Source organism: Bradyrhizobium sp. (genome assembly GCF_030646015.1).
Classification (GTDB): domain Bacteria; phylum Pseudomonadota; class Alphaproteobacteria; order Rhizobiales; family Xanthobacteraceae; genus Bradyrhizobium.
Genome location: NZ_JAUSLT010000135.1, coordinates 1 through 8,645, shown reverse-complemented (window position 1 = coordinate 8,645; position 8,645 = coordinate 1). Strand labels below are relative to the sequence as shown.

The window sequence follows — 8,645 nt, the reverse complement described above, 5'->3', positions numbered from 1 at the left end:
CCGGGCGTGATGACGACCCGTGCGCCCATCTTGGTCCAGTTCCACATCCGGGCGGCGAACGCCATCGGCATGCGGATGCAGCCATGCGACGCCGGGTAGCCCGGCAGCACGCCGGCATGCATCGCGATGCCCGACCAGGTGATCCGCTGCATGAACGGCATCGGCGCGCCGCTATAGATGTTGGAATGGTGCAGCTTGTGCTTTTGAATGATGCTGAAGACGCCCATCGGCGTCGGATGGCCCTTCATGCCCGTGGAGATCGGCGTTTCCGCGAAAAATCCGTTGGCGTCGTAGACCTTCAGGGTTTGCCGCTCGATCGAGATCGCGATGATCACCGCACCTTGCGGTTTGACGGAATCCTTTGGCGCCTCGACCTTCTTGGCCTGTCGAGGACGAGCCCGCTGCGGCCGCGGTTGCGGCGGCGCCTGCCGGCTTTGGAAAAAGCCCGACTCGTAATCCGAGTAATAGCGGGCAGCCTCGACAGGGGAAGCCAGGCAGATGGCTCCAGCCGCCGTCACAGCCGCAATCTGCCAAAACCGTTCGGTCGCAATGTCAGCAATAGAAATCCGATGACCGCCCACGCGTAATACCCTCGAATCCAGCCTTTGAATGCTTAGTTGTCGCAGAGGCGCAACACGTTCACCAGCACAGGCCTGTGAAGCCCGCGAGTTTGCCCGCAAGCGTAGCAAAAAAGCCTCACATTCGGTTAAACGGGCCGCGGTCGTCAGTTACCGCCAAACCTTACCGAGCAGCGTCAGCGCACCTACATGGGTGAAAACCGCCACGGAGATTTCCATGACATTCCAAGCCTTCAGGCCGTATGACGTCAAATGGAGGCTATGGGCCTTGTTGGCGCTGCTATGCGCGTCGGTGTGGCCCGCCGTGCCGGCCTATGCGGCCGACGAGCCGGACCTGATCTTCCGCCGCTCGACCGTGTTCAAGTGGCTCAGCCCCAACGACAAGCTGGCGACCTACGGCCTCGACGACCCCGAAGTCGAGGGCGTGGCCTGCCATTTCACCGTACCGGAGCGGGGCGGCTACAAGGGCTGGCTCGGGCTGGCCGAGGAAGTCTCTGACATTTCATTGGCATGTCGCCAGATTGGTCCAATCCGCTTCAAGGCCAAGTCGGAGCAGGGCGAGGACATGTTCCGGCAGCGGCGCTCGCTGTTCTTCAAGAAAATGCAGATCGTCCGCGGCTGCGATGCCAAGCGCAACGTGCTGGTCTATATGGTCTACTCGGACAGGCTGATCGAAGGCTCGCCGAAGAACTCGACCTCATCGGTGCCGATCATGCCGTGGGGCGCCGCCGACGCGGTGGTTCAGAGATGCGGCGAGTTCATTCACTGAGCGGAGCTGGATCCGCTTCTACGGCTTGGCCGGGCCAAGGCGCGCACCAGGGCGCACCCATGGCTCGGAACCGGCCTTGGGGTCGCGGCACCCCACCAGCTGGACGAGTTTCTGCGGCGTCGAAGTGTTGCCGCTGTCGCCGCATTGCTGGGACATCGCGCCGCAATTGACCGAACGTTTCAGCCTGGCGGTATTGGGAGCTTCGATCCGCCGTTCGGAGCTACCGTCAGTCCGGGTCAGGCGTTCGATCATCGGCCGGCCCGGGTTGCGCGCCGGGGTTTTGTTGCCAACATCGATGTTGCCCACGACTGCTATCCTTTGCCTAATTTGAGGTCACAACGCGCAGCCACTGCGAAAGGTTGCATGTCGTTGCTGTGAGACGGCCGCCGCGAGACTTCGGTTCAAGGGTGCCGCGCCGCCCAAGGGCCTTCTCCACCAGAGAAAGATTAAAAAACCGGCCCGGGCTTTCGAACCCAGGACTTTTTCGATCCAAGACTTTTTCGAACCAAAGACTTTTTCGAACCCCATCGTTTTTGGCGACGTCTGACGTTGAGAGATCCCTGGTGGAGAAAGTCCGATGCGAGCCCTCAGCTATATGATCGTCCTTGTGCTGGTCCTGACCGGGCCCTCGCTGGCCGGCTCGGCCGATCGCGACGTGCCGGGGGTCGGCACCTTCGTTTATTGCGGCGCGCCGATCTGACCCCGGCGCCGGAGCTGATGGCTGAGCTCAGCCAGTGAACGACTGACCCAGCGGACGACGGGGCAGCTTCCTTACCCTCCCCTGGAGGGGGAGGGTCGGCTCGCGTTGAGCGAAGCGAAATGCGAGACGGGGTGGGGTGATCTCTCAACTCGCGCACCGTTCGAGACGAGGGACCTTCACCCCACCCCGCCGCTCCTTTCAGTCGCGTCGACCCAAGAGCGAGCTTTGCTCGTCTCGGCCCCTCCAGGGGAGGGTGAAGGTGCCAATCCCATTCGACTGAATTAATTGAAGTTTTCGGACAATTGTTTCGTCGCTTGGCCGGCGACGAAACAATTCTCCTGGGGGACGAAACCATTTCCCGCTTTTGGCGCAGACATCCGGAAACAACGAAAAGTTATCTGTTTCCCCGCGACGACGGCGCAGCGTCGGCAGGCCAAGAGCGGAGACAGCCAAATGCGGACCCTCAGTTTCATCCTTGCCTTCGCCTTCGTGCTCGCTGGCCCCTCGATGGCCGGCTCGTCTGAAAATACCATTCCGGGTGTCGGCACTTTCGCCTATAACGGCCCGCTGATCGCTTCTCCCGCCCAAACCGCTGCTCTTCAGGCCATCGTCATTGCAGCCCGCTGAGGCGCTGCCCCGCCAAACAAAGAAAGTTGCCGGTAAGGCCATCATGCTTCTTCGTATCAGTTCAGCCGCGATCGTCGCCTCCGCCCTTCTCTCAGGTGCGGCGCAGGCCCAGGCCCAGACACAGGCACCTCAGGTAGCCCAGCTTCAGGCACCGCAGCCTCACGTTTCACAGCCTCAATTTCAGCGGGTCCGCTCGCTGTTGAAGATGCCCGATCCGCGCGGTGAGTTCGTGCGCCTGTGCGCTCCCCATATGGTGGGCCGCTGGGCGCATCCGGAATCGGTATGCAGCTGCCTGCACGACTACGCCGCCGCGACGGTCGAAGACATTGACCTTCGCGAAGCGTTGCTGCGCGGTATCAGCGAGACCGGTGTCCCGACTATCGAGACCGAATGGGTGCCGCCGTCGAAGCAATCCCAGATCGGCGCAACCTTCACCAAGATTGCGAAGCCGACGCTGCAATGCATGTTCGAGCCCGTGGAACTGGCAGCCGCAAGCCCCCAGAAATAACGGTCAACCCCCGCCGATTCTTTTGAGCGGTGCTGGACCGTATCGCACGGCGGCACATCCCGGCCCAAATTTGGAAGCTGTTGGCTGTGTGACGGCGCCAGCCCGCTGCTATCGCTTCTTCGTGCCCAGCCGCGGAATGCATTTTCGCACCGCGACGATCCCGGTTGCCGTCATCTGGGAGCCGGATACTTCCTTGATCTGGCCGGCGGGGCAGGAGCCGTCATCGACCAGGATGCGCTGGCCCAGCCGCAAATTGACGATGTCCCGCTCGCGCGCCACTTGCTCCGCCATCGCTGATGGCGTGAGCGCGCACAGCGCCAGACAAGCGGCCAATCCAGTCCAGCAACACCTGACGTGCGAGAGTTTCATGCCGCGCTAATTCCGTCTCACTTGGTCTGGATCTTCAGTCCACCCGGGCCGACATTGATCTGCACGCCCTCCGGCTCCTTCTTGGCCTGGTAGAGACTGTAACCGAGAACACCTACCGCGACGATCAGCGCGCCGATGATCAGGAACATGAGGTTGCGGTTGCCGGACATCTCTAGGTCTCCATGGGAGCGCAGATGAGTGCACTCTATTGGTGCAGTTGCGATTCTGAAAGCGATCAAAAACGGCAGCAAGCCCGGGCAAAGTATGGTTTGATCGCCCCGGTTCCACCGAAGCGCTTCTCCAGGGAATGGCAATGCAATCCAATACAAGCGATACCAAGCAACGAATCCTCAACGCCGTCGATGCCGGTTTTGACGCGCAGCTGGCGACCACCAGGGACTTTGTCGCGATTCCCTCCACCCGCGGCGCCGAAGGGCCGTGCCAGGACATGATCGGCGATCTGCTGCGCCAGCGCGGCTATGAGGTCGACGACTGGCATATCGACGTCGATGACCTCAAGGATTTGCGCGGCTTCGGCCCGATCGAGCATGATTTTTCCAGGGCGCGCACCGTGGTCGGAACTTATCGTTCTTCCAGCAACGCCGGAAAGTCGCTGATCCTGCAGGGACATTGCGACGTGGTGCCGACCGGCCCGCTCGATATGTGGGAAACGCCGCCGTTTTCGCCGGTCGTGAGGGACGGCAGGATGTATGGCCGCGGCGCCTGCGACATGAAGTCAGGCACCATCGGCGCGCTCTACGCCCTCGACGCCATCAAGACCGCGGGGCTGAAGCCGACCGCGCGGATTCACTTTCAATCCGTGATCGAGGAAGAGAGCACCGGCGTCGGCGCGCTCTCCACCTTGCAGCGCGGCTATCGCGCCGATGCCTGTTTCATTCCCGAACCGACCGGCGGAAAGATGGTGCGCTCGCAGGTCGGCGTGATCTGGTTTCGCCTGCGGGTGCGCGGCTTCCCGGTGCATGTGTTCGAGGCGGGCTCGGGCTCCAACGCGATCACCGCCGCCTATCATCTGATTCACGCGCTGGAAAAGCTCGAGATCGAATGGAACGAGCGCGCCAAGGCCGACCATCATTTCAAGGCGGTGACGCATCCGATCAACTTCAACCCCGGCATCATCAAGGGCGGCGACTGGGCCTCCAGCGTGCCCGCCTGGTGCGACGTCGATTGCCGGATCGCGATCCTGCCGGGCTGGTCGGTGGCTGATTGCCAGAACGAGATTCTGGCCTGCGTCTCGGCCGCGGCGCGCGATCATCGCTTCCTCTCCAACAACCCGCCCAGTGTGGAATGGTCCGGCTTCCTGTCGGAAGGCTATGAGCTGAAGCAATCAGCCGAAGCGGAAGCCGCCTTCGGCAAGGCGTTCACTGCGGTCTATGGCGGCGCGGTGCAGGATCTCGTGTTCACCGCGCTCACCGACACGCGGTTCTACGGGCTGAACTACAACATCCCGAGCCTGTGTTTCGGCGCCAGCGGTGCGGCGATGCACGGCTTCAACGAATATGTCGATCTCGATTCCTTAAGGAAATCGACCAAGGCCACCGCGCTGTTCATCGCGGAATGGTGCGGGGTGGAGAAGGTCTGACATTCGTGTCCCGGACGATGCTTCGCATGGCCGGGCGAGCGGGGCGGGTCATCATACGATCAGGTCGACGACGAGAAGCAGGACACTGGAAACGAGGCCTGCAAACGGTACCCAACGCGGACAAATGAAGATTCCCGGCGGCGGGGCTTCATTCCTGCTCTTGATCCGGATCAGCGCGAGGTTCACGACCGCGAAAATCACCAGCGTAAAGCGGGCCGTCAGGTCGGCGAGGCCCGCGAGCGGAACCGCCAGCGCAAGCACGAGAATGGCCCCAACGGCGATCGCCGTCGCCAGAAGAGGTGTATTCGTTACCGGGTTCAGCCATGTAAGGGCCTTCGGCAGGCTGCCTTGATCGGCGAGGCCATAGATCACCCGGGCAATCATGATCATGTGGACGATGATGCCGTTGAGCGTCGCTACAATGGCGATGGCGCTCATGGTGACGAGCGGCAGGCCCGTGAGGCGCTCGAAGACGAGCGCAAGCGGCGCCGAAGAGCGGGCGAGCTCTTGCGGAGGCACCGCCGTCACCGCGATCCACACCACCACTCCGTAAATGAACGCGGTGATGCCCAGCGTCAGGAACAGCGCGCGCGGCAGGGTGCGGCTCGGTTCCTTCATTTCTTCCGCGACGTTGACGAGATGCTCGAAGCCGAGGAAGGCAAACACCGCTATCAGCGACGTTCCGGCTATTCCGACCCACGCCGTCGTATCGCCGGCGGAAGGCCAGATCTCCGGAAGGCGGGTGAAGACGTCGGTCCCGTGACCGAGGCCGGCAACGATGATCAGCGCGAGGCCGGCCACTTCGATGAGCGTCATGACCCCGGCGAAAGTGACCGACTGAACCGTGGCGAGACATGCCACGACCCCCATGGCAAGAACGACCCCGGAAATGATCCACGGCGCGGGGATGGGCAGAAACACCGCAACATAGCCCGCGCTGCCGACGCTGATCGTCGCGGCGGAGATGATGGCCGTCGTGACCACGAGAAGTCCGACGCCGAGGCTGAGCCAATCAAGCCGGAACGCGGCCTGCACGTAGGCCGCCTCGCTGGCGCTCACGGGCATGCGCGTTCCCAATTCGGCAAACGATGCCGCGCTGAAAGCCATGACGAGCGCCGCCCCCGTGAAGGCAAGCGGCGCGTGCATGCCGCTGCGCCCCGCGGCGAGGCCGACAAGGACGTAGATGCCGGCCCCGATGGTGACGCCAAGTCCATAGAGCACCGCATGCGTCAGCGTGAGCGAGCGAACAAGGCCCGCCGGCGCGTTCGGCGTCGCTACGGACTGGACAGACATTCAACGTTCTCCTCGGTCGGTCCGGCCCGGCAGCCCATGGATGAGCAGCCGGAATATGCCATCGTGGTTCGGGGCAAGGCGTCGAGATGCGGCGCCATTGCATCCGCGTCCCTGGATTGCCGACCGGCAGGTACGGGGCTTGGCTTTCCACTACATTCTCGAGCGCGAGCGTATTTGATTCGCATCAAGGAACTCACCCTCATGAAGCAACCCACGGACGGGCCAAAGGCGCGCGGGACGTTGCGGGAAACGATCCTCGAGGCTGCCGCGGCTCGGATGCCTAGCCTCATGCGACCTGTGTTCGGCTTCCGCCGCACCTACCTGCCGCTGCTGATGGTCTATTTTGCCTACGGCGCCCTCGGCATCATCGACGTGAGCCGCGACATGTGGATCAAGGAGCGTCTGGTTCTCACCCCGGCCGAGCTTGCCGGAATAGGCGTCTGGCTCAGCCTGCCGTGGACGGTGAAAATGGTGTTCGGCCAGCTGGTCGACAGCGTTCCGATCTTCGGCTCGCAGCGTCGTTCCTACATCCTGATCGGGGCCGCCTTTACCGCCGGCGGGTTATTCACGCTGGCCGGCGCGGCCGGCGGATGGATCGCGTTCGCCCGGGCCGACAGCCTTTACATCCTGGGTGCGATGTTGATCGTGGTCGGCACCGTGATCCAGGACGTCGTTGCGGACGCGATGTCCACCGAGGTCGTGTCCCGCGTGGACCTGGCCGGGAACGCCCGTCCGGAGGCCGAGATCCGAACCGAATTGGGCATGGTGCAGGTCCTTGGTCGCCTTGCGCTCGGTATCGGAATTCTTGCGGTGGCGGGACTTTCCGGATGGCTCGCCCAGTTCTTCGACCGGGAAACGGTGTTTCTTTTCGGCCTCGTCATTCCCGGCATCTCGGCCTTGGGCGTACTGCTGATCCGGCAGGAATCGAGCGAGCGACGGCCGCTCGACTGGCGCATCCTCGGCGGCGGCATCGCTTTTGGGCTCATCGTCCTTGCTGTCGCGCTCGGTGGTCTGCCATTCGGGCAGGAGCTGGTCTTCGTGCTCTCGATGCTGGTGATTTGCACGATGCTGTTCTTCGTGACCCGCGAACTCGACGCGAAGACCAGGCGCGCCATTCTGTTCGCGAGCATCATCATCTTCGCCTTCCGCGCCACGCCATCCGTTGGAGACGGCTATTTCTGGTGGACGCTCGACGTGCTCAAGTTCGACGAGGCCTTCTACGGCAGTCTTCGTCAGACCTCGGCCGTCATCGCCATTGTCGCGATGTGGACCTTCAGCAAGCAATTGACGGAGTATTCCGTGACCAGGGTGCTGTTCTGGCTTGCCGTGGCCGGAGCAGTGCTGTCGCTGCCCAATATCAGCCTGTTCTACGGTCTTCATCACTGGACGGAGCAGACATTCGGGTTCGGCGCCCGGACGATCGCCGTCATCGACGCCGCCGCTGCCTCGCCCTTCGCGCAACTCAGTATGATCCCGCTGCTAACGCTGATCGCGTTCTACGCGCCGGCGGGCCATCGCGCGACCTGGTTCGCCCTCATGGCCTCGTTGATGAATCTGGCGCTCGTCGCAGGCCAGTTGCAGACCAAGTATCTGAACGAGGTTTTCGTGGTCCAGCGTGGCGAGTATTCGGATCTGGGTCCGTTGTTGTTGATTGCGACCGTGCTTGGCTTCATCTTCCCGATTGGCGCGATCCTCCTGTTCGGCCGGCGCGCGTGATGCTGGCTCGATCGGCGCGAAAGGTGGCAGGCTGCGACAAATTAACCCGTCGGGTAAAATTTCGCTTTTCCAGAAACCCAAATCACCGGTACGAATCACGCCATCCTGTCCCCAAGGAAGGGGCGTTGGCCATCGTCACCGAACGTTGGGATGGGATTGCGGTGGACGCGGCGGCATCGTGCGCGGAATGGGATTGCAGGGCGGGATCAACTCCGTGAGCGGTCCTCAGGATGCGCAGACGAGCGGTGTCGAAGCGTACGGCAAAATCGTGTGGACCTGACGCCTCAGTGGTCGGCGTCAAGTCTTGCGGAGGTACAAAGGCCCGACCGGGCCGGAGTGCCAGTTTCCGTAAGGCGACGGAGGCGAGAAGAGCCCGATACTCCGGGGTGAGCGCGAGATAAGCCGTAAAACCATTGCGCAGGGAATGTCGGATGTTCTCCGCTGCCCTGTATGCTCGTGTGCGCCTTTTTCGCACAATTTTGCAC

The 8,645-nt window shown here is 62.5% G+C and carries 11 protein-coding genes; 6 read left to right on the top strand and 5 right to left on the bottom strand.

The features are described from left to right. The coding region (locus Q7T45_RS20890; RefSeq protein ID WP_304873203.1) for a L,D-transpeptidase family protein at nucleotides 1–518 on the bottom strand (518 nt) is incomplete at its 3' end. A gap of 277 nt (nucleotides 519–795) precedes the next feature. Between Q7T45_RS20890 and Q7T45_RS20885 the strand changes: the two genes are divergently transcribed. Continuing rightward, nucleotides 796–1,347 carry a CreA family protein gene (locus Q7T45_RS20885; protein ID WP_304873201.1) on the top strand — a complete coding sequence of 184 codons (552 nt, stop codon included), beginning with the start codon at nucleotides 796–798 and terminating at the stop codon, nucleotides 1,345–1,347. Nucleotides 1,348–1,365: 18 nt separating this feature from the next. Here Q7T45_RS20885 and Q7T45_RS20880 read toward each other — a convergent pair whose 3' ends face one another. Continuing rightward, on the bottom strand, nucleotides 1,366–1,653 hold the full coding sequence (locus tag Q7T45_RS20880; RefSeq protein WP_304873200.1) for a hypothetical protein: 288 nt from the start codon (nucleotides 1,651–1,653) through the stop codon (nucleotides 1,366–1,368). 271 nt (nucleotides 1,654–1,924) lie between these two features. Here Q7T45_RS20880 and Q7T45_RS20875 point away from each other — a divergent pair, with 271 nt between their 5' ends. The 3 genes from Q7T45_RS20875 to Q7T45_RS20865 all read left to right on the top strand — a co-directional run bounded on the left by Q7T45_RS20875 (nucleotide 1,925) and on the right by Q7T45_RS20865 (nucleotide 3,182). Continuing rightward, nucleotides 1,925–2,047: a hypothetical protein gene (locus tag Q7T45_RS20875; RefSeq protein ID WP_304873199.1), complete on the top strand. Its 123-nt coding sequence runs from the start codon at nucleotides 1,925–1,927 to the stop codon at nucleotides 2,045–2,047. 285 nt (nucleotides 2,048–2,332) lie between these two features. Continuing rightward, complete coding sequence (locus tag Q7T45_RS20870) at nucleotides 2,333–2,674, top strand: hypothetical protein (RefSeq protein WP_304873197.1); 342 nt, start codon at nucleotides 2,333–2,335, stop codon at nucleotides 2,672–2,674. 43 nt (nucleotides 2,675–2,717) lie between these two features. Next, nucleotides 2,718–3,182 carry a hypothetical protein gene (locus Q7T45_RS20865; protein WP_304873195.1) on the top strand — a complete coding sequence of 155 codons (465 nt, stop codon included), beginning with the start codon at nucleotides 2,718–2,720 and terminating at the stop codon, nucleotides 3,180–3,182. A gap of 108 nt (nucleotides 3,183–3,290) precedes the next feature. Here the strand turns inward: Q7T45_RS20865 and Q7T45_RS20860 are convergent, their stop codons facing one another. Both Q7T45_RS20860 and Q7T45_RS20855 read right to left on the bottom strand, forming a co-directional pair. Continuing rightward, a complete protein-coding gene (locus Q7T45_RS20860; RefSeq protein WP_370691326.1) occupies nucleotides 3,291–3,551 on the bottom strand; it encodes a DUF6719 family protein in 261 nt (86 codons plus the stop codon). Between the two features lie 17 nt (nucleotides 3,552–3,568). Then, nucleotides 3,569–3,721 carry a hypothetical protein gene (locus Q7T45_RS20855; RefSeq protein WP_304745182.1) on the bottom strand — a complete coding sequence of 51 codons (153 nt, stop codon included), beginning with the start codon at nucleotides 3,719–3,721 and terminating at the stop codon, nucleotides 3,569–3,571. Nucleotides 3,722–3,864: 143 nt separating this feature from the next. On the opposite strand from Q7T45_RS20855, the gene Q7T45_RS20850 reads away from it, so the two are divergent. Next, on the top strand, nucleotides 3,865–5,151 hold the full coding sequence (locus Q7T45_RS20850) for an ArgE/DapE family deacylase (RefSeq protein ID WP_304873193.1): 1,287 nt from the start codon (nucleotides 3,865–3,867) through the stop codon (nucleotides 5,149–5,151). A 51-nt stretch (nucleotides 5,152–5,202) separates the two neighbouring features. On the opposite strand, the gene Q7T45_RS20845 is transcribed toward Q7T45_RS20850, so the two are convergent. Next, on the bottom strand, nucleotides 5,203–6,372 hold the full coding sequence (locus Q7T45_RS20845; protein WP_304873191.1) for an APC family permease: 1,170 nt from the start codon (nucleotides 6,370–6,372) through the stop codon (nucleotides 5,203–5,205). Nucleotides 6,373–6,618: 246 nt separating this feature from the next. Here Q7T45_RS20845 and Q7T45_RS20840 point away from each other — a divergent pair, with 246 nt between their 5' ends. Beyond that, entirely contained in the window at nucleotides 6,619–8,160 is a 1,542-nt protein-coding gene (locus tag Q7T45_RS20840; protein ID WP_304873189.1) for a hypothetical protein, read from the top strand. Nucleotides 8,161–8,645: the final 485 nt, after the last annotated feature.